General features: G+C 51.2%; 17 protein-coding genes. 6 read left to right on the top strand and 11 right to left on the bottom strand.

What is annotated here, in order from left to right; genetic code table 11:
- Positions 1 to 42: 42 nt before the first annotated feature.
- Complete coding sequence (locus CBW46_RS01795; protein WP_089198308.1) at positions 43 to 2,121, bottom strand: helicase-associated domain-containing protein; 2,079 nt, start codon at positions 2,119 to 2,121, stop codon at positions 43 to 45.
- Positions 2,121 to 3,875, bottom strand: a complete 1,755-nt coding sequence (locus CBW46_RS01800; protein WP_089198309.1) for a DNA repair helicase XPB — start codon at positions 3,873 to 3,875, stop codon at positions 2,121 to 2,123. The genes CBW46_RS01795 and CBW46_RS01800 overlap by 1 nt, the downstream gene beginning before the upstream one ends.
- 157 nt (positions 3,876 to 4,032) lie before the next feature.
- On the opposite strand from CBW46_RS01800, the gene CBW46_RS01805 reads away from it, so the two are divergent.
- Positions 4,033 to 4,554 carry a thermonuclease family protein gene (locus CBW46_RS01805; protein ID WP_089198310.1) on the top strand — a complete coding sequence of 174 codons (522 nt, stop codon included), beginning with the start codon at positions 4,033 to 4,035 and terminating at the stop codon, positions 4,552 to 4,554.
- Positions 4,555 to 4,589: 35 nt separating this feature from the next.
- Here the strand turns inward: CBW46_RS01805 and CBW46_RS01810 are convergent, their stop codons facing one another.
- Together CBW46_RS01810 and CBW46_RS01815 are read right to left on the bottom strand one after the other, a co-directional pair.
- Positions 4,590 to 5,009 (bottom strand): CBS domain-containing protein, encoded by a 420-nt coding sequence (locus CBW46_RS01810; protein ID WP_089198648.1) that lies wholly within the window; start codon positions 5,007 to 5,009, stop codon positions 4,590 to 4,592.
- A 169-nt stretch (positions 5,010 to 5,178) separates the two neighbouring features.
- Positions 5,179 to 6,348 carry an amidohydrolase gene (locus CBW46_RS01815; RefSeq protein ID WP_089198311.1) on the bottom strand — a complete coding sequence of 390 codons (1,170 nt, stop codon included), beginning with the start codon at positions 6,346 to 6,348 and terminating at the stop codon, positions 5,179 to 5,181.
- Between the two features lie 200 nt (positions 6,349 to 6,548).
- Here CBW46_RS01815 and CBW46_RS01820 point away from each other — a divergent pair, with 200 nt between their 5' ends.
- Both CBW46_RS01820 and ftsW read left to right on the top strand, forming a co-directional pair.
- Positions 6,549 to 6,896, top strand: coding sequence for a YugN family protein (locus CBW46_RS01820; protein WP_089198312.1), 348 nt, complete (start codon positions 6,549 to 6,551; stop codon positions 6,894 to 6,896).
- Positions 6,897 to 6,909: 13 nt separating this feature from the next.
- Positions 6,910 to 8,070, top strand: a complete 1,161-nt coding sequence (ftsW, locus tag CBW46_RS01825) for a putative lipid II flippase FtsW (protein WP_089198313.1) — start codon at positions 6,910 to 6,912, stop codon at positions 8,068 to 8,070.
- Between the two features lie 34 nt (positions 8,071 to 8,104).
- Here the strand turns inward: ftsW and CBW46_RS01830 are convergent, their stop codons facing one another.
- Both CBW46_RS01830 and CBW46_RS01835 read right to left on the bottom strand, forming a co-directional pair.
- Positions 8,105 to 8,488, bottom strand: a complete 384-nt coding sequence (locus CBW46_RS01830) for an Asp23/Gls24 family envelope stress response protein (RefSeq protein ID WP_089198314.1) — start codon at positions 8,486 to 8,488, stop codon at positions 8,105 to 8,107.
- A gap of 101 nt (positions 8,489 to 8,589) precedes the next feature.
- Positions 8,590 to 9,375, bottom strand: coding sequence for an SDR family oxidoreductase (locus CBW46_RS01835; protein WP_089198315.1), 786 nt, complete (start codon positions 9,373 to 9,375; stop codon positions 8,590 to 8,592).
- Between the two features lie 111 nt (positions 9,376 to 9,486).
- On the opposite strand from CBW46_RS01835, the gene cax reads away from it, so the two are divergent.
- Positions 9,487 to 10,533: a calcium/proton exchanger gene (cax, locus tag CBW46_RS01840; RefSeq protein ID WP_207802219.1), complete on the top strand. Its 1,047-nt coding sequence runs from the start codon at positions 9,487 to 9,489 to the stop codon at positions 10,531 to 10,533.
- Between the two features lie 142 nt (positions 10,534 to 10,675).
- Here the strand turns inward: cax and CBW46_RS01845 are convergent, their stop codons facing one another.
- The 4 genes from CBW46_RS01845 to CBW46_RS01860 form a co-directional block, all read right to left on the bottom strand.
- Positions 10,676 to 10,960, bottom strand: a complete 285-nt coding sequence (locus tag CBW46_RS01845) for an Fpa/YlaN family protein (RefSeq protein ID WP_089198317.1) — start codon at positions 10,958 to 10,960, stop codon at positions 10,676 to 10,678.
- A 165-nt stretch (positions 10,961 to 11,125) separates the two neighbouring features.
- A complete protein-coding gene (locus CBW46_RS01850; RefSeq protein WP_089198318.1) occupies positions 11,126 to 11,374 on the bottom strand; it encodes an HPr family phosphocarrier protein in 249 nt (82 codons plus the stop codon).
- A 120-nt stretch (positions 11,375 to 11,494) separates the two neighbouring features.
- On the bottom strand, positions 11,495 to 12,610 hold the full coding sequence (locus CBW46_RS01855; RefSeq protein WP_089198319.1) for an aminopeptidase: 1,116 nt from the start codon (positions 12,608 to 12,610) through the stop codon (positions 11,495 to 11,497).
- A gap of 38 nt (positions 12,611 to 12,648) precedes the next feature.
- On the bottom strand, positions 12,649 to 13,227 hold the full coding sequence (locus CBW46_RS01860) for a TVP38/TMEM64 family protein (protein ID WP_089198320.1): 579 nt from the start codon (positions 13,225 to 13,227) through the stop codon (positions 12,649 to 12,651).
- Positions 13,228 to 13,663: 436 nt separating this feature from the next.
- Here CBW46_RS01860 and rpsD point away from each other — a divergent pair, with 436 nt between their 5' ends.
- On the top strand, positions 13,664 to 14,263 hold the full coding sequence (gene rpsD / locus CBW46_RS01865) for a 30S ribosomal protein S4 (RefSeq protein WP_089198321.1): 600 nt from the start codon (positions 13,664 to 13,666) through the stop codon (positions 14,261 to 14,263).
- An 89-nt stretch (positions 14,264 to 14,352) separates the two neighbouring features.
- Here rpsD and tyrS read toward each other — a convergent pair whose 3' ends face one another.
- Positions 14,353 to 15,612: a tyrosine--tRNA ligase gene (gene tyrS / locus CBW46_RS01870; RefSeq protein WP_089198322.1), complete on the bottom strand. Its 1,260-nt coding sequence runs from the start codon at positions 15,610 to 15,612 to the stop codon at positions 14,353 to 14,355.
- A gap of 523 nt (positions 15,613 to 16,135) precedes the next feature.
- Here tyrS and CBW46_RS01875 point away from each other — a divergent pair.
- Positions 16,136 to 19,339 (top strand): transglycosylase domain-containing protein, encoded by a 3,204-nt coding sequence (locus tag CBW46_RS01875; RefSeq protein ID WP_089198323.1) that lies wholly within the window; start codon positions 16,136 to 16,138, stop codon positions 19,337 to 19,339.
- Positions 19,340 to 19,391 lie beyond the last annotated feature (52 nt).

Below are 19,391 nucleotides of genomic sequence, written 5' to 3' on the forward strand. Positions count from 1 at the left end.
CAGACAAGTCTATCATACCACAGATTGGATTGCTTTGTTGTATCAATTATTCTCGTTGATGCCAGGCAGAATGATCTTCATCTCCTGCCAATCGTTCGGGAACAGGCACACTTCCTCAAGCTGTGATCGCTCGAGGCCTGTCACACTCCAAGTACCGCGTGTGTCCTGCAGTTTTCTTGGTGCAATCACCTGGTCCCTGCCAGAGTGACGAACTTGCAATGCAGCTTGCCATTCCAACGCCTTCTCCACTATTTCTCTGCGGGTAGAGTCATGATACCTCCGGTAATCCTTCAGCCAGCTCTGAGGCAGCTGATGCAGTCCAGGGTATAAATCGCGGATCTCAGGGACTTTGGTCTCCATGTCCAGGTGAACTAATGCATGCCGGGAGAAAATGAATCCCGGTGCTGCAGTAAACAGCCGATCACCACCCGCTACCGCAGGCCCCGCTGTACCACTCGGCGGTAGAGCCATTGGAAACAGTGGTTTGCCGCCGCCGTCCTGCCTGCTGGTATCCAAGCTGAAGCCGCCGCTTTCCTGCCTACTGGTATTCACGCTCAAGCCGCCGCCGCTGTCCAATAGTGTCATTTTACCTGGCATCCAGCCGGCTTTCTCGAGCTGCGCGGCTAACAGCTTCAGCTGCTCCGCGCGGATGATCCAGGCGCGTGGTCCGAGCCTTTCAATCAAGCACGACTCAACGTCAGGCAGCTTCCCTATTGCTTCCGCCACGTCATCGTCCTGACAGCGAAGCAGCAATACTTGGGCAAGCTGAACCTTACCAAACGGCTTCGCCCACTGTTCGAGTGTATGACGTACATTTTCAGGGATTCCGTACATAGCGTGCCGTTCGAGAAAAAGCAGCGTGTCTTCGAGCCGACGCCCGTGCTCCAGCCCGCACTGTATGCTCTCCTTAGTCAGCTTGTATACAGACACTTGATCGCACTTCAGCTTCTGTGCGATGACGGCCAGTTCCCACCGGACAGCGTGACTCACAGCTGGCGGCAAAAGTACTTCGAAATCAGGCTGCACGTAGAACCGGCTGTCTCCCGCCGGCTCTTCTACCGCCCACACTGGATGAGAACACCAACGATACAGCGCAGCTCCGGCCGTTGTGTCGTCCCTGCCTTGCTCAATGAAACCGAATGCAAGGAGTGGAGCCATCCATTCCTGTTCTATGCGTACACCCAGTGCTGTTTCTGATAGATCGCCAAACGCTGAAAGCATCCCCTGTGCCCGCAGCCAGTTCAGCACGCTCATCACAGTAAACCAACGGTCCGGAGGCTGCCGTTCAAGCAGGATAGCCGCATGCTGCAGCCAAGCCGGCCCCGGCCAGACCGCTGTCCTCCATATGGCGTACAATCGCCTGCTCTGTTCATGCTCGCTAAGAGCAAGCCAGCTATGCAGCCCGGGTGCACTCAAGCAAAGCATATCTTCATGTTGCTCCACCAGCCGCAGTTTGTGCAAAAACTCCATCATCACTGCGAGTTGAACGGGATACACTTCCGGATGCGCATATTTGAGATTGAGTCCGCTGAAGGATTCCGCCGTCAAATCTGTTATCTGCTCCCATTTTACCAGCTGTTTTTTATGCAGCGTACCATTCTTTGTCAGGCGCAGCTCTTGCTGGCCGATAAAAACCAGTGTATCAAATATAAGAGAAGCGAGGCTGCTGAAACGGCTGTCAACCGGCTCAACGCCCGCGCAATCCGCAGGCAGGCAATCGCTCAGTTCCGCTTGAAAGAGAATCTCCTGCCATAACACGAGAGCATCTTCGGCGAGTGCGTATACATGTTCGCCCCAGCTTTTGCGGAACATATAGATCAAACCTTTTCGGAGCAGTAGTAAAAAACCTACCTTGGCTTCCGCGCCGGACATAACGCTTGAGGTAAGCTTCTCCAGTCTGATCCAATCAAAAGGTTCGGTGCCGATAGAGCCGACCACAATGTGCAGCACCGATTTTTCCGTTGGCGTCATTTGTTCATAGATGCCGGCCATAATCGTTCTGTCCGACCAAATAGACAGCAGTGTGCGGCCCCTATCCAACCATGCTGCGTATGCAGGCTGCGCCTCGATTGTCCTACGGAGCTCCTGCGGCATTTTGCCGAAATAAAATGTATGGTTCATTAGGATACAACCTCCTCCGGTTTGATCTTTGCGGCCTTATGTTCGGCGCCCACAGCCGCAGCATCTGACCTTGCCATGTCAGAGCTGTCAGGTACCCACTCCTCGCTTGAATATTTATAGCCCTGTTCAATCAGAAACAGCTGGCGGTTAAGAGCGTAATCCTGCTCCCGCGTGTCGCTGGACACTAAAGTATAGAAAAACGCCTCATTCGAATTTGTTTTTGGGCGCAGAATACGGCCGAGCCGCTGCGCTTCCTCCTGCCGTGAGCCAAAGCTTCCGGAAATCTGGATCGCCACGGCCGCGTCAGGCAAATCCACTGCGAAGTTAGCAACCTTTGACACCACAATCGTCTTCAGCTCTCGTCTGCGGAATCGGCCGTACACCTCCTCCCGCTCCTGATAGGGCATCTCACCATAGATAAAGGGGGCTTGAATTACTTCGGCGACTTCCTTCAGCTGGTCGAGATACTGTCCGATCACGATCACCTGCTCTCCGCGATGTCTGGCAAGCAGTTCACGTGTCAATTCGAGCTTCGCCGAATTCAAGCTCGCAATGCGCATTCGCTGCCGTGGCTCCGCGTTCATGTAAGCGTGCCGTTCCTGTGCCGGCAGCGCCACTCTGATTTCCATGCAGCTGACGGATGCGATCCATCCTTGTGCCTCCAGCTCCTTCCACGGCATCTCATAGCGCTTCGGCCCAACCAGCGAGAATACGTCTTCCTCCCGTCCGTCCTCGCGTATCAGTGTCGCTGTCAGTCCCAGCCGCCTTGTCGCTTGGATATCGGCGGTCACGCGAAATACCGGCGCAGGCAGCAGATGCACCTCGTCGTACACGATCAACCCCCAATCACGCTTGTTAAACAGATCCATATGGGTGAACAATTCATCTTTTGTCCTGCGGTACGTTAGTATCTGATAGGTAGCGACAGTGATCGGACGAACATCTTTTTTTGCCCCGGTGTACTCGCCCACCATATCTTCCGCCACTTCGGTTTTGTCCAAAATTTCTCGCTTCCACTGGTTAACCGACGTCGTGTTGCTGGTCAAGATCAACGTGGCGCAATTCAATTTGCCCATCACCGCAATCCCGATCACTGTCTTGCCCGCCCCGCAGGGAAGCACGAGCACCCCGCTGCCGCCAAGCGTACTGCCATCGCGATAAAATGCATCCACTGCTGCTATTTGATAAGCCCTAAGCTCGAACGGCTGCCCCGTACCGGCCCGCGGCTTCAGGCGAATCTGCAGCTCCTCTCCTCTCGAATAACCGGCCAAATCCTCCACCGGATAGCCGAGCTTTATCAGCTCCTGCTTCAACAGACCGCGATAGGGAGCTGAGAATCGCAGGGTGTATTCATCGACCTGACTCAAACCGTACGAGCGAAGCGTTTTATACGCGCACATCTCTTTGATCGCCGCAGCATCATCGGATGTTAACAGCAGATCTGCGCCTGTGCTCTCCATTCGCAATAGGCCGTACCTTTGCATGAAACGACGGATGTCTTGTTTAATGTTGGCTGGAACACCGAACTTGGCCTGCTCCTCCAAGAATCCGGTGATCTCCTCTGCAGTCAGTCCAGCAGCTGCCGCATTCCATAGGGACAAGGCCGACATACGGTATGTGTGCAGATGCTGCGGCCTCTTCAACAAGTCGGCAAAACGGGACAAGCCGGCCCGTACCGCTTCGAAATCAGGATGATCAGCCTCAAGCAATATGGTCAAATCGCTCTGTACTACCAGCGGGCGTGTTAAAACCATGTGCGATATATTCCCTCCCAGCCTGCTTTCCATACCATGTAGTATGAGGGCAATGAAATCAAATTAAACCCAGCGGCCTTTACAAGCTGCCTGGCAGGTTCTACAATGAGGAACGGCTGCATCCCAGCGGAACGCTACTTAGAGGTGATTTGTAAAAGTGAAACAACATACTACGGCTTTGGCAGCCGCGATTCTTATCCTGCTTAGCATTTGGACTGCCGGCTGCACCAATTCTTCCTCCGCTACTGACCAGAGAGAAAAAGTAAAGGTCGAGCGCGTTGTCGATGGAGACACATTCGATGTGGTGCTCGATGGAAAGAAGCAAAAGGTACGCCTCATCGGCATCGACACTCCGGAGACCAAAAAGCCGAACACTCCGGTCATGTATTACGGTAAAGAGGCTGCGGATTACTCGAAAAAACGGTTGGAGAACAAGTACGTGGCATTGGAATGGGATGTGGAACGGAAGGACCAATACGATCGGCTGTTAGCTTATGTATGGATCGATGATGAATTGTATAATAGCACTTTGCTGAGAGAGGGTTATGCCAGATTAGCCACTTTTCCGCCGAATGTGAAATACGTAGATGATTTTAAGCAGGACCAGGCTGAAGCGCGCAAGCAGGGCAAAGGATTGTGGAAAAACTACGATGCCGCTTTTGACACAAAGAAAAAATAGTACGTCCTCCTGACCCGCAGGAGAACGATGTTCCGTTAATGCGTCCTTACTATATCCGGATGTTCCTCCGAGATCTCGCCGAGAGCACTCCCCGCCTCATCTTCAAATCTGGAACGGACAGCTAAGTCTCCGATGGAGACGACGCCTACGAATTGCCCGTTTTCCACTACCGGCAGCCGGCGGATTTGATGGCGCGCCATCAGCTTGGCCGCCTCCTCCACGGGGGTTTCAGGTGAAACTGTGGTGAGCTCCACGTTACTCATCACTTCCCTAATCGCAGCCGAACCTTCTCTCTTGTCTGCGTATCCGCGAAGTACCAGATCACGGTCAGTAATTACGCCAATCAATTTTCTGCCATCGAGCACAGGAATAAAGCCAGTGTCATGGTCTTTCATCTTCACAGCAGCTTCGTACACGTTGTCCTTCAAAGTGACGGTAGCACATTCCTTTGTCATGATGTCCCTCACGCTGGGCGTTGCCAAGGACCGATCCCCTCCTACACAGTTAAGCTGGCAAACAGTGCCCCACCGCAATCGAGCGGGCAGCGCTCGCGCACGTGTATAGACTTTCCCAAAAAAACAGTGCCAATGCGTAACCTCCAGCAGCTATCGGTCAGATCACCCACTATGCCCCAGCCAGTTGGCAGTCCCACACCATACTGATGAATAACCGTGCGGCGTCACGCATGGCTGATTCATCGATATCAAATCTCGGATGATGATGCGGATAAATAATGCCCTCCGCCGCATTGCCTGCACCGACAAACATAAAACATCCTTTGCAGTGCTGCAGATAATAGGCAAAATCCTCGCCCGCCATAATCAAAGGTGACTCCTGCACGTCAATCACCTTGCCGCCCGCTCTAAAAAAACGTTCCACCTCGCCCTTATCGTTCACGACCGGCGGGTAGCCGAGCTTGTAGTCGAACCGGACGTCGGCACCGAACATTGAGCCGGTATGCCCGATGATTTGCGCCATCCTGTGTTGTATTCTGCTGCGCAGCTCCGGGTCGTACGTTCTCACGGTACCTTTTAATTCGGCTTGCTCAGCGATCACGTTGAAGCCCGTGCCGCTATGAAATGAACCAACCGACACAACACACGGCTGGGTCGGATCCACGCTGCGGCTAACAATGGTTTGCAGATTGACCACGAGCTGCGAAGCAACTATAATGCTGTCCACGGTCTCATGCGGCAGGCCTCCATGCCCTCCTCTGCCCTGCACCGTAATATCAAACTCATCCGCCGCAGCCATCATTGGACCGGCCCTGCAGTAAGCGGAGCCTACAGGGAATGGCGCCCACAAATGAATTCCGTACACATAGTCAACTCCGTCGAATGCACCCGCCGCAATCATGGTATTTGCGCCGCCGGGGCTGACCTCTTCCGCATGTTGAAACAAGAACACTACATCGCCATGCAGCAAATCGCGGTGAAGCGACATGGCTCTCGCGACACCGAGCAGCACAGTAGTGTGCGCATCGTGGCCGCACGCATGCATCACGCCTGCAGTGAGCGACGAATACTCGCATTGCTTTTCATCCTGGATGGGCAGCGCATCCATATCCGCCCGCAGCGCCACTGTGGGGCCGCTGCCTCTGCCCCGCAGCCTCCCGATCAGACCGTGGCATCCCGGTACGGTACTTACCTCCAGCCCCCAGTCCTGCAAGTGACGGGCGACAAAGGCCGCTGTCTCCCGTTCAGCATAGGACAGTTCAGGATGCTGATGGAGATAGCGGCGCCACCTCACCATATCCGGATACAGGTGATCAATTGCCTGCAATAACGTTTCCATAGCCCGTTTCCCCCGTTCTTAGCTATATCGTTTATCATATCAGAGAAGTCACGGTCTTTCACCAAAATGTGCCACATGCATTTCAAACTTTATTCATAGGGCACCTCTGCATTGCCGCATTAAGCTTGCACAACTCTAGGAAACATACTATCATGATGAAAGGAGAAACATGGATTTTGACTTTTAGGAGGGCTTTCATAGTGATTATCGAAAACAGCGGCGTCAAAGGACTAAAAAGCGATCTCGCTCACTTGGACGAGGTAACGACGAGCCTCGGATTCGTGCGTTGGCAGTGGGAATACACGCGTGCAACCTATGATTTAAAAATCGAAGACGAAGCCGCGGGCGGCGACTATTTTTTACGTGTGAACACCCGGGCGGAATCCGGTAAGCTCGAGTCCCCATATGCTATTCTTTACATAGAAGACGTTTATATCGGCAAAGCAACATTCCCGCACGGCTTGGACTATCAATCGCCCATTCCAGATGCGATCATGAATGTCGCGAAAAAAAAACTGGCCGAATTAAAAACGCAATTGTCTCAATAACGCGAGGTGAGACATGACTCCCCAAAAACGAGGTACACCTGATTTTCTACTGCTCTTTTTAACTTTTCTATTAGTTAGCTTCGGCTTAGCCATGGTATTCAGTGCAAGTATGTCGTATTACTACGATGTGAAAACGGCTACTATGCTCAACGATCCATCCTCCTTGGCGATACGTCAAGCGGCTTGGATTGCTGTGGGTACGGTAGCCATGTTTTTTTTCATGAACATCGACTACCGCAAGATCAAGAAATGGATTGGTCCCGCGTTTGTTATCGTGGTGATTATACTATTGTTGGTACCGGTCGTAGGCAAAGAGGTGAATGGAGCGACAAGCTGGATTGAAATGGGCCCCTTGGGAAACATTCAACCGTCTGAGTTTGCGAAGCTCGCAGTAATTCTTTATCTAGCGGCACTAATCAGCAAAAAAGAAGACAAGATGTTGAATTTTAAGAGAGGACTCTTGCCAGGCCTCGCAATTGTGGTGTTCATTTCCGGGTTGATTATGCTGCAGCCCGACCTGGGATCAACGGCTATCCTGGTTCTGTCTTCGCTCATTGTAATCATCGTGGGCGGCGCCAACCTGAAGCACATTTTCTATTTGGGTACCGCCGGGGCCGCACTGGCATCGGTTGTCATAGCTGCAGCTATGTTGAAACCGGAGAGAAGTTATCGCATCGCCCGTCTCACCGCCTTCTTAGATCCTTCGGCCGATCCGTCCGACACAGGCTATCAATTGATGCAGTCGTTGTATGCGTTCGGGCATGGCGGCATCACGGGAGCGGGATTCGGACAAGGTATCCAGAAGCTGCACTATTTGCCGGAAGCACACACCGACTTTATCTTTTCCATCATTGGAGAAGAGCTCGGCTTTATCGGTGCCGCAATATTTGCGCTGGTGTATTTAGCTTTTCTGTGGCGCGGCGTATTGGTAGCCCTACGATGCAAAGAAATGTTCGGCACTTTAGTGAGCATCGGCATTATCGGAATGATTGGCGTGCAAGCATTGATCAACCTGGGCGGCGTCACCAGCAGCATTCCATTGACTGGGGTCACATTGCCATTAATCAGCTACGGCGGTTCCTCTATGCTTATCACCCTTGCGAGTCTTGGCATTTTGCTAAGCATCTCAAGAGAGTACAACAAACCGGAAAAAGAAAAAAACAAGAGAGCATAGCCGGCTCTCTTGTTTTTATGTAATCATCATTATGCTATTTTACCCGATGCGCGTCATCCACGATTACCTCATCTTCGCGGAATGCGACGCCTTCCACTTTTACATTGACTTCAATCACAGTCAATCCCGTCATGTTTTCCACGGCCTCACGCACATTTTGCTGAAGATCCAAGCACACGTCTTGAATTTTGCTGCCAAAGTTGACGATAACGCGCAAATCAATAGCCGCTTCCAACTGCCCTACTTCGACAGACACGCCTTTTTGTACATTTTTGCCGCTCAAGCGTTTGGCTAACCCTTCGGAAATGCCTCCTGACATACCGGCTATCCCAGGAGTTTCCAGCGCAGCTAAGCCTGCGATTGTCGAGACCACATCATCTGAAATGCGAATTAGACCAGTTTGAATTTCTTCGGACATACGGATCACTCCTTAGGGGGTTATAAAATATATTGTAATGACTTACCAGATGGAAAGCAACATCCGGACAGCTGCAGGCATGAGTAATCCGGCCTCCCAAATTACATCGCTTTTACAGCACCGCCGTCCACGTAAAATACAGATCCGGTCATGTAACTGTTGCGCGGGGAGAGCAAATATGCGGAAATGGACGCGAGCTCCTGCGGCTGCCCGTAACGACCCAAAGGAATGTCCTTTGTCATAGCTTTCTGGACTTCTTCCAGCGAGATTTGTTCACGCTCAGCCCTTACATTATCCAGCTCGACGAGTCTGTCCGTTTCGATGCGTCCGGGGCAAACCGTGTTTAACAATATATTATCCTCGGCAAACTCGCTGGCCAGCGTCTTCATCAAGCCCAAGACGCCAGTGCGAAACGTGTTGGACAGCACCAGACCGGGAATTGGAACTTTTACTGACGTGGAGGCGATAGTCACAATCCGTCCACCCTGCTCATTAAACAGCGGATGAAAACCTCGGATCAGGCGAACCACACTCATCATGTTACCTAAAAACGCCTTCTCCCATGCTTCATCATCAAAAGAAAGAAAACTGCCGCTTGGCGGACCGCCGCTATTGCATACCAGTGCATCGATCGTGCCGAAGCGTTCTTCAGCATACGATGTCAAACGTTGGATATCCTGTGCGCTGCCCAACTCGACTCCTAACGCCTCGACCTTGACGTTAAACTGCGCACGCAGCTCCTTAGCAACCGCCTGAATAGCATCATCGCGTCTGCTGCAAATCAGCAGATTCGCCCCCTCCGCGGCCAGCTGCTCCGCAACCGCTCTTCCCAAGCCCTTGCTTGATGCGGTAACCACCGCGGTTTTGCCCGACAGATACAAATCCATTGTACTAATCTCCCCTTTATGAAAATGTGCGCTGCTTACGCCAGCAATGATAACGGGTACAAATGTAGGCTTGCTCAGTTAGGTATACTTTACCACAAGAGGTGATCCATTGTGAAACGGCATGCATTCAAGATTGGGTTGATCGGCAGTTTTACACTAAGTGCTTTCGCTCATTACTCAGGCCTGCTCTCACCCATTGTTCAATTTGCGATCTCCTGTGTTGCAATCGTGTTTGTGGCAGGCTTCCTTGGCAAAGCAACCGAGAGCGTGGCGCATTATGCCGGCGAACGGCTCGGGGGATTTTTAAACGCAACCTTCGGCAACGCAGCGGAGCTCATCATCGCTATTTTTCTGGTCAAGGACGGACTATTCGATATTGTCAAGGCGAGTATCACCGGCTCCATCATCGGCAACCTGCTGTTGGTGCTGGGACTCAGCGTGCTGTTGGGAGGATTAAGATTCAAAGAACAGCATTTTAATGTCAAGCTAGCCAGTCATAACGGGTCGCTCATGCTGCTTGCAGTGATCACGCTCTTCATACCGGCGGCTTTCGTGGGCAGCTTAACGGACGGCGAGACTTTCAACCTCAGCCTTTTCGTGGCAGTGATTCTAATCGTCGCCTATCTGCTGTGGTTGTTGTTCTCTATGGTTACACACAAAAAGGAATTGAGTGACCCAATCGTCGAGCACGGGGAGCCCGCTTGGTCGAAACGGTTGTCCATTGTGTTTCTGATACTGGCTACGTCAATGGTCGCGGTCCAAAGCGAATGGCTGGTCAGCACCCTTGAGGTTTTTTCACATCAATTCGGACTTTCTGAGTTGTTCGTCGGAGCCTTTCTTATTGCAATTGTCGGTAACGCAGCGGAGCACAGCGCAGCAATTCTACTAGCGCGTAGAAACAAGATGGGGGCAGCCATCGAGATCGCCGTTGGCAGCTCGCTTCAAATCGCGCTGTTCGTGGCGCCTGTGCTGGTTATCATCTCCTTGTTTTTCGGACATCCGATGAACATTGTGTTCACTACCTTCGAGCTGGTTGCGATAGGTGTCGCGGTGATCATAGCGAAGTCGATCTCACAGGATGGGACAACACATTGGTATGAGGGTGTGCTGCTGCTGGTGGTATACGGCATCCTCGGGATCGCGTTCTATATGGTGTAGCTTTCACCAATGCACGCGGCCGGGTGCCAGATGTCATCCATGCCTGGCTCGCAAACATGAAAAGGCCACGTCCTACCTAAGTTCGTAGATAACGGGGCCTTTTTGGGTATTCAGTAGGTTGTGCAAAGTATCCGGCAGTCAGCTATTTGCTGCTCAATGCCTCATACAGCTCTGCTAAATTACGTTCCAATTTTATCAGGATCATCTTCCCTGCAGCTTCACTGATCAACTCCGCCCGGATTGCAAAATCGATTTCTCTGGAGAGTCCGTACATTTGCGTATCTAATACCTCTTCATACAGAGGGCATTGGCGTGTAGTCAAATTTTTCATCTGCACTTCGATGAGTTTTTCAATTTTATCCGCATCTTCCTGAAGAAGATGAATAGCTTTCTGCGATAAGCTCAGTAACAAATCGGATGATGACATCAAACTTCCTCCCCTGTGCCCTGCGAGTTTCATAGCTTTATATTAGTCGAAATTGACTGAATACACAAGTGAGGCGACTGGGTGAATTACTGTTCACCGTGCGGCCTTGCATATTGGCGCACAAAAAAAGCATTTCCATCAGTCGATAGAAATGCCTTGTTGCTTCTAGTCCTGGATACTGTTGATTTGCAAATTGTGCTTTGCGAACACTTCGGACATGGCTTTTTTGGCTTCATCCGCGTCCGGACCGTGCACATGCAGGTCATAATTACCGCTCGTCAAGAGGGTGGTGAACAAGCCTAGGATACTCTTTACATCGATATACTTGTTGTCGTACTGTAACACGATAGAAGATCGAAATTTGTTTGCGGTTTGGGAAATTTCTACGATAGCTGCGTTGTTGGCACTTGACATTTGGAATCCCTCCATGCGAAAAAAATACTTATATTCTGGGATGAATCGCTTTCTTTTTCTGATTTTACCTTGGAAAACAATAACACGCAACAACTATTTGCGCCGCACGCGAAGTGACAGTTACTTGAGACGCTCCGGATTCAGTCCGTCGAGCTCCGGTGTGACGAATCTCCCGTCCTTGCGGATCAGCACATCATCGAAATATATTTCCCCTCCGCCAAATTCCGGCCGCTGGATGAGCACCAGATCCCAATGCACAGCCGAACGGTTGCCGTTGTCTGCCTGCTCGTATGCTTGCCCCGGGGTAAAATGTAAGCTTCCCGCGATCTTCTCATCAAATAATGTGTCTTTCATCGGAGTTAAAATGTGCGGGTTGAATCCCAGGCTGAATTCGCCGATATAGCGTGCACCTTCATCGGTGTCGAGCACGTCGTTCAACCGTTCCGTATCGTTGCTGCTTGCCTCCACAATTTTGCCTTGCTCGAACCGGAAGGTGACGTTCTCAAACGTAAAGCCGCTGTTAACCGACGGTGTGTTATAAGCGATGGTCCCCTCGACGGAACGGCGAATTGGAGCGCTGTATACCTCGCCGTCCGGGATATTTCTGCGGCCGCTGCACTTAACCGCACCTATCCCTTTGATGGAGAAACGCAGATCGGTGCCCGGCGCTACGATGCGCACACGGTCGGTCCGTTCCATCAGCTGATGCAGCGGCTCCATCGCAGCCGCCATTTTAGCATAATCAAGATTACACACGTCGAAATAGAAATCTTCGAATTTAGATGTGTTCATTCCAGCCAGCTGCGCCATGGAAGCATTCGGATAACGCATGACTACCCAACGTGTGTTTTTCACCCGCTGCTCCAAGTGGACAGGCTTACGATAGTGTAAATCATACAGCTTCATCTGGGACTCAGGTACATCGGACAGCTCGCTCACATTCGAGCCTGCACGCACAGCGACGTAACAATTCATATCCTGCATGCGCCGCAGGTCCATCGCGGCCCAGTGTTGAATCTGCTCTTTTGTGGCGGACTGCAGCAGTGCATTTTGTACCGCCGGATCGAGCAGTTCTACATACGGCTGCCCCCCGCGGGCATACACCTCTTCAATCAGGCAGACAACGAATTCCCGTTCAGAGCCGATCATATCGATCAGCACCTTTTCGCCAGGCTGTACGTCCAGCGAATAGCCGACAATGTTTTTGGCAAGTGTTTTCAATCGAGGATCCCGCATATTTCTTCTCCTTTTTTCTTAGTTCATATGATACGCTTTCAGCGCGTTTGCAGCCATTTCTTCTTCGCCGCCCGGCCAATCAAAAAAAGAATAACGAAGATCGCTCCGAGCAGCATCAGCCTGCCTTTATTGTGCTGAAAGTACAGCAAATCATGACCTACCAGCGACTCTAAAAAGATCATCGGCAAATTGCCGGCAATCGTACCTAAAACGAAGTGCCTTGGTTTTACTTTCATCAACGCGGCGCCGTAGTTTATCACAAAGGAAGGGATCATCGGAATGAAGCGTGAGAGGGTCATGTAAAAAAAGCCATGCCGCTTCAATTTGCTACTGAATGCATTGAGATAACTGTATTTTGCCAATTTTCTATGTAACCAACCGCCGCCGTAATGCCGGGCAATCCAAAACGCGGTGACAGCTCCCAGAACGGTCATAACGTAGTTCACTATGAAGCCAAGCCAGAAGCCGAATATCAGGACATTCGCGCCTGCCACCACGAGGAACGGCAATACCGGCACCAGCGTCTGGATATATACCAGCAGCGCGCCCGCCGCATGTCCCCAAAGTCCCCATGTTTCAAACATTTCGGACAAATGATGGACATTCCAATTATCCAAGTCACGCTCCCCCTCTGTTCATTGTATCACTTTCCTTTATGACTTTCACCGATCCAGGCGTTATAGAGAGAAGATGCGAGCGTACATACGTCAGCCGCTCTGACACAAACTTCGCTCAGTATGCCTCGAATGCGATATTAGTATAACTAGCAGTTTAACAATTGGCTCTAAAAAGCTTCCTTTTCTCTTGACATAGTCAGGGTAATTCTTATAAAATTAGAAGTCGAGAATGAACACAACCCAACAGGGTGTGTTGATTGGTGGAAGTATGCGTCACCCTCATAGATTTTGTTGCTGGAAGGACAGCGGCTGAAATTCCTGACTGATGCCGGGCATGCACTAATACTACGGCTTCAAACAAAATCAAGCGTATGCTTCACCCGAGAGAATGACAACCAAAAATTAAATCCATTGTGGAAAAAGGAGCTCATTATACATGGCACGCTACACAGGTCCTAAATTTAAATTGAGCCGTCGTCTGGGTATCTCCCTCAGCGGCACAGGAAAAGAATTGAAACGTCCTTTCCCTCCAGGTCAGCACGGCCCTGGACAACGTAAGAAGCTGAGCGGCTACGGCATCCAGCTGCAAGAAAAACAAAAGCTGCGTCATATGTACGGGGTAAACGAAAAGCAATTCCGTAATTTGTTCGACAAAGCTACGAAACAACAAGGTATCGCGGGCGAAAACTTCATGATTTTGTTGGAGAGCCGTTTGGACAACCTTGTTTACCGCATGGGTTTTGCTCACTCCCGCGCGGGCGCTCGTCAATTAGTCGCTCACGGCCACGTAACTGTGAACGGCAAAAAGGTTGACATCGCTTCTTATCTTGTAAACCCTGGCGATGTAATCGGCCTGCGTGAAAGAAGCCGTGATCTGGCCACTGTTAAAGAAGCTTTGGCTAATCGTAACTACCTGCCGGCTTACCTCGAGTTCAACGATGCTGCCGTGGAAGGTAAGTACACTCGTCTTCCAGAACGTGCAGAGCTTCCGCCAGAAATCGATGAGAAGCAAATCGTCGAGTTCTACAGCCGTTAATCGCAATAGCAAAAAGCCTTGGTTGCTTATATCGCAGCCAAGGCTTTTTTTGTGCACCATATATTCGGTTAAGTTCCACCGGCTAGCCTTTAGTCAAATTTAGCCAGATAGTAGTTGCGTTTTCCCCGCCGAACAACGATATATTTCCCTTCCAATCCGTCAGCAGCCCGCACCGTGCTGTCTAAGTCGGTGACCTTCGTACCGTTCAACGATACCGCGCCGCTCTCAATGTCCTGTCTCGCTTGACGTTTGGATGGAGCCGCTTTAACTGCAATCAGCAGGTCGATCAGCCCGATCTCTTGTCCTCCCGTGAGTTCTGTGGACGGCACGTCTTGGAACGCCTGCTCGATCTCCCGCCCTGTCAGTGTGTCTACATTGCCGCTGAACAGCACTTCAGAGATTTTGATGGCGCTAAGTGCCGCCTCCTCCCCATGCACGAGCTCTGTGACTTCGCGGGCTAGGACGCGCTGGGCTTCCCGCTTCTCCGGAGATTGCTGAACCTGTGCCTCCAATTCCTCAATTCGCTCCGGCGTCAGGAACGTAAAATACTTCAAAAATTTCACGACATCTTTATCATCTGTGTTGATCCAGAACTGATAAAACTGGTAAGGAGTGGTTTTGTCCGCATTCAGCCAAATGGTGCCGCCCTCGGTTTTTCCGAATTTGGTGCCATCGCTCTTGGTCACAAGCGGCATCGTCAAGCCAAATGCTTGTCGGCCGGTGGTTTTGCCTATCAACTCAAGCCCCGCGGTGATATTACCCCACTGATCGCTTCCGCCTACTTGCAGAGAGCAGTTGATATCGTTGTTCAGTCTGTAAAAGTCGTATGCCTGTAGAATCATGTAGCTGAACTCGGTAAATGAGATGCCTTTGCTGAGACGCGAATCCACACTATCCTTGGCCAGCATGTAGTTGACCGAAAAATTCTTGCCGATATCACGCAGGAACGTGATAACATTCAGTTCCCCGAGCCAATCATAGTTATTAGCCATGCGGGCCGGATTCCCTTCCGCCTCGAAATCTAAAAAGCGGGACAATTGAGAGCGGAGCTTTTCAGTCCATTCCGCCACCACTTCCTTTGAATTTAACGTCCGTTCGGACGCTTTACCGCTCGGATCACCGATCATGCCAGTGCCGCCGCCGACTAATGCGACCGGTATATGACCTGCCATTTGAAACCGTTTGAGACACAGAATCGGCAGTAGATGGCCGATATGCAAGCTGTCAGCTGTTGGATCAAAGCCCGAATACAGCACCACGGGCTCCTCGCTCAGCTTTTTAGCCAAGCCGTCCTCATCGGTCAGCTGGTGTATTAACCCTCTGTACTGTAACTCCTGCAAAATATCCATGATTACTCGCCCTTTCTATTGTTGAAAATAACAAAAAAGCCTTCTCATCCACAAGGGACGAGAAGGCTGCTGCTCGCGGTACCACCCTAATTAAAGCATTTTGACGGTAACAGCGCTATGACTGCATACCCTAATTTGCTTTCACTTAATTCACGATAACGGCTAGCACCGGCAGGAAGCTACTGGCTTACGACACCGTATGACAAATTACGGTTTCAAGCGTTCCCTTCCCCTGCTCCGGACAAGTAATTCGATCCAAGGGCAAGTACCGGTTTGCACCATCCACCGGCTCTCTGCAAGCTAGGCACCCTGTTCTACTGCGGCCCACGGGCTGATAAGCAGTCTGCGCGGCCAAGTCCATCAAAGCATTTGTGTGATATGTGATTACAAGATTTATAACACAGCATGTATGAGTTGTCAAACCTGATAGGCCACTAGCGCGATTGTACTAGTGCCCAGTAGTTACCAGCTATGATATAATATTTGAGTAAGTTTGCCAAAAATCGGGAGGATTTTCATTCGTATGGAGACGGAGTCGACTAGAGGTAAGGTGTTGAGAATGCTGGCCATAATTATTAGATATACGTTGGTTACGCTAAAATGGGTGGTCATAGCCGGGATTGTGCTAGGCTGCTTGGCGGGCGGCGCAGCATTCGGTTACGTGTCGGCGCTTGTCAGAGAGGATCCGGTACGGCCCAAGGAAACGATGACGGCGCAAGTGCAGCAAAATGCTATGACCGGGTTCGTATACTTCAACGATGAGTCCGTGCTCGGACAGCTGCGCGCAGAAGAAGACCGCCGAATGGCGAAGCTTGAAGATATTCCTCAGCAGGTGCTGGATGCCGTGTTTGCCATTGAGGACAACCGCTTTTACGAGCATCACGGCGTGGATGTGAAAGGGCTGGCACGAGCCGTATACCAGAAGCTGATGCGACAGGAAATTCAAACCGGAGGCAGCACGATTACGCAGCAGCTGGCGCGCCGTGTATTTTTAACGCTTGACAAGCAGGACAGCCGTAAAGCGAAAGAAATTTTTCTCTCTATGCGCATGGAACGCCTTATGTCCAAAGATGAAATTTTGTTGGCTTACCTGAATAAAATCCCCTATGGTAACGGTTCGGCCGGCTATAACCTGTATGGGATTAAAGCCGCTGCCAAAGGCATTTTTGATATTTCCGACCTCAACCAGCTGAACATCGCGCAATCCGCCTACTTGGCCGGCCTCCCCCAACAGCCGAGCAATTATTCTACGTTCGACAGCAAGGGACACTTTGACGGAGCGGCATTCAAGCGTGCTGTAGAACGGCAGCAGCTGGTGCTGCGAAGAATGCTGGAGGAAGGCAAAATTGATCAACAGCAGTACCAGGAAGCGCTGAACTTCGACCTGCGAGGCTCACTTGCCAAGCCTGTCGAAAAAGCGTATTCCGTGTATCCTTACCTCATGATCGAGGTGGAAAAAGAGGCGGCAAAAGCACTGCTAGCAGCAGAGAATCCCACATTGACCCCGGAATCGAATCCTGAGGCTTACAGCGCAGCGCTAAAGAGCGCTCAGCGGCATCTCAGCCGCGGCGGATACCACGTACATACGACGATAGATAAAGACATATATAAATTGATGCGGGACATCGCGAAAAATCCGGGCAACTTCAGCCCTGATGATCCGGTGAAAGGCATGGAACAAGCAGGAGCTGTCATGATCGACAACAAAACGGGCGCCATCCTTGGCTTGATGGAGGGGCGGGACTTTTTCAAAGAGCAGTTAAATCATGCTACTCAAGCCTATCGGCAGCCGGGTTCGACTATGAAAGTGATCGCGGCTTATCTGCCGGCGATAGAAAAAGGCGCGATTCAGCCCGCATCTATTATTGATGATGTGCCAGTGATTTTGAAAAACGGCGCAAACGGCTATCACATTCCGGAAAACTGGAACAACAAATTTCATGGCTTGGTGACGGCACGCAAAGCTTTGAACCAGTCTTACAATATTCCGGCTATCAAGCTGTTTTTGGACGTTGTTGGCATCGAGCAGGCGTGGGATTTGGCGAAAAAACTCGGAATCAGTTCGATCACGCCAGATGATTATTATGCGCAGACCGGCGTCATCGGCGGACTGAAATACGGCACATCGGTGAAGGAGCTAACCAATGCTTACGCTGCAATCGGCAACAAAGGAGCCTTTAATCGAGCACATATGATTAGCAGAATCACCGACTCGAACGGCAAAACCATTTATGCCCATGAGCCTAAACCCGCCCAAGTATTCTCTGAAGAGACGGCATATATCATGACAGATATGATGAGAACAGTCGTCACCGCGGGCACAGCTGTGGATTTGATGGGCAAATTTAAGCACTACGGCAAAATTCCTACCGTGGGAAAAACCGGATCAACGCAAGATGACGCAGACGCCTGGTATATGGGCTACACTCCGGACATCACGTTGGGCGTCTGGGCAGGGTATGATTCACCCGTCCATAAGCTGAGTAAAACGACAGGCGGTACCAATCGCGCCAAAAACATATGGGCCTTAGTCATGGACGGTGCGATCGACAAAAAACCGAATTACTTTAAAACTACGGAGTTCGCGCGGCCGGAAAATATCGTGGAAATGACGGTATCCGGCTATTCCGGCAAGCTGCCAAGCGAGGCGACAACGAAATCAGGACGTCTCAACACAGATATTTTCAACAAGAAGTATATTCCCACGGAGGAGTACGATGTGTTCACCAGGCTGTCGCTCATCCGTTATAACAACATCAACTATATTGCACAGCCGTCGACTCCAGCGGAGTTTGTGACTACCAAAACCGTGATCAAACGGGAAAAATCTATCAACGATCTGCTTAATGAACTGTCAAGTATTATGAACAAGGTTCCGGAGGACCGCCGCCGCTCCATCGAGAGCTACCGGCCTCTGGATTACGATGATGACGCTCCGTCTGCGGTAGACCCTCGGGTAGATGACGAGAAGGCGCCTGACGCGCCCACGACCGTGGTGGCCACCCATTCAGGGGACACAAGCGTTATCACGTTTCAGGCGAGCTCAAGCCCGGACACGGTGGGATATCGACTGTACCGCTCGATCAACCGAGGCGAGTTTGCACGTGTGAACGGGAATGTGGTGCATGCAGGCGCAGCAACGAGGTTCACGGATAAAACGTCCCGAAAAGGCGTAATCGGCTATTATGTAACAGCTGTTGACGTGGCGGGAAAAGAATCTGAGCCGAGCAAAGCCTCGTTTACTGACGGCACACGACTGGATCTGATTTCGTCGCACGACAGCGGCGCTGACAACATTCGCGCGGACGAACAATTCAGCAGGGATGACGCAGCAGACGGCGGCGAAAGCACTGCACTACCGGGCGCAAATGGCAGTACCAATCTCATGGACGAAGATACTGCTGGGCATAACAGCGGCGGCGGAGACGATAAGGAAGATCTATCCTCCTCCCCGGTCGAGGCCACGGCACCTTCCAATGTTCAATTGAAGCGCAGCGGAGCCGGGCTCATCGTGAGCTGGAAGTCTAATCCGACGAGGGAAAAAGTGGACAAGTATGTGATCTACTTCAGCGAAAGGGAAAAAGGAAGCTACAAAAAGCTCGGCACTGTGAGCAGCGGCACCGAGTTCCGATACTATGCAGCGAACTATGCAGGCTACTATAAAGTAGCGGCAGTAAATCAGCAAGGCGAATCCGAAGCATCGGCACCAATCCGGAATAAAAAGTGAGCAGAGACATTGCAGCATCAAAAAACACCCTGCCAACACGCAAGTTTCTCGG

The organism is Paenibacillus xerothermodurans (assembly GCF_002220865.2).
GTDB lineage: Bacteria > Bacillota > Bacilli > Paenibacillales > NBRC-103111 > Paenibacillus_S > Paenibacillus_S xerothermodurans.

Bases quoted from the DNA above. Each gene is read 5' to 3' on its own strand.
- CBW46_RS01875 (WP_089198323.1), top strand. From the start codon at position 16,136: ATGGAGACGGAGTCGACTAGAGGTAAGGTGTTGAGAATGCTGGCCATA.
- CBW46_RS01810 (WP_089198648.1), bottom strand. From the start codon at position 5,009: ATGACAAAGGAATGTGCTACCGTCACTTTGAAGGACAACGTGTACGAA.
- CBW46_RS01845 (WP_089198317.1), bottom strand. From the start codon at position 10,960: ATGTCATCATCCGATTTGTTACTGAGCTTATCGCAGAAAGCTATTCAT.
- CBW46_RS01800 (WP_089198309.1), bottom strand. From the start codon at position 3,875: ATGGTTTTAACACGCCCGCTGGTAGTACAGAGCGATTTGACCATATTG.
- tyrS (WP_089198322.1), bottom strand. From the start codon at position 15,612: ATGGATATTTTGCAGGAGTTACAGTACAGAGGGTTAATACACCAGCTG.
- CBW46_RS01830 (WP_089198314.1), bottom strand. From the start codon at position 8,488: ATGTCCGAAGAAATTCAAACTGGTCTAATTCGCATTTCAGATGATGTG.
- CBW46_RS01795 (WP_089198308.1), bottom strand. From the start codon at position 2,121: ATGAACCATACATTTTATTTCGGCAAAATGCCGCAGGAGCTCCGTAGG.
- CBW46_RS01835 (WP_089198315.1), bottom strand. From the start codon at position 9,375: ATGGATTTGTATCTGTCGGGCAAAACCGCGGTGGTTACCGCATCAAGC.
- ftsW (WP_089198313.1), top strand. From the start codon at position 6,910: ATGACTCCCCAAAAACGAGGTACACCTGATTTTCTACTGCTCTTTTTA.
- CBW46_RS01855 (WP_089198319.1), bottom strand. From the start codon at position 12,610: ATGCGGGATCCTCGATTGAAAACACTTGCCAAAAACATTGTCGGCTAT.
- rpsD (WP_089198321.1), top strand. From the start codon at position 13,664: ATGGCACGCTACACAGGTCCTAAATTTAAATTGAGCCGTCGTCTGGGT.
- CBW46_RS01850 (WP_089198318.1), bottom strand. From the start codon at position 11,374: ATGTCAAGTGCCAACAACGCAGCTATCGTAGAAATTTCCCAAACCGCA.
- CBW46_RS01815 (WP_089198311.1), bottom strand. From the start codon at position 6,348: ATGGAAACGTTATTGCAGGCAATTGATCACCTGTATCCGGATATGGTG.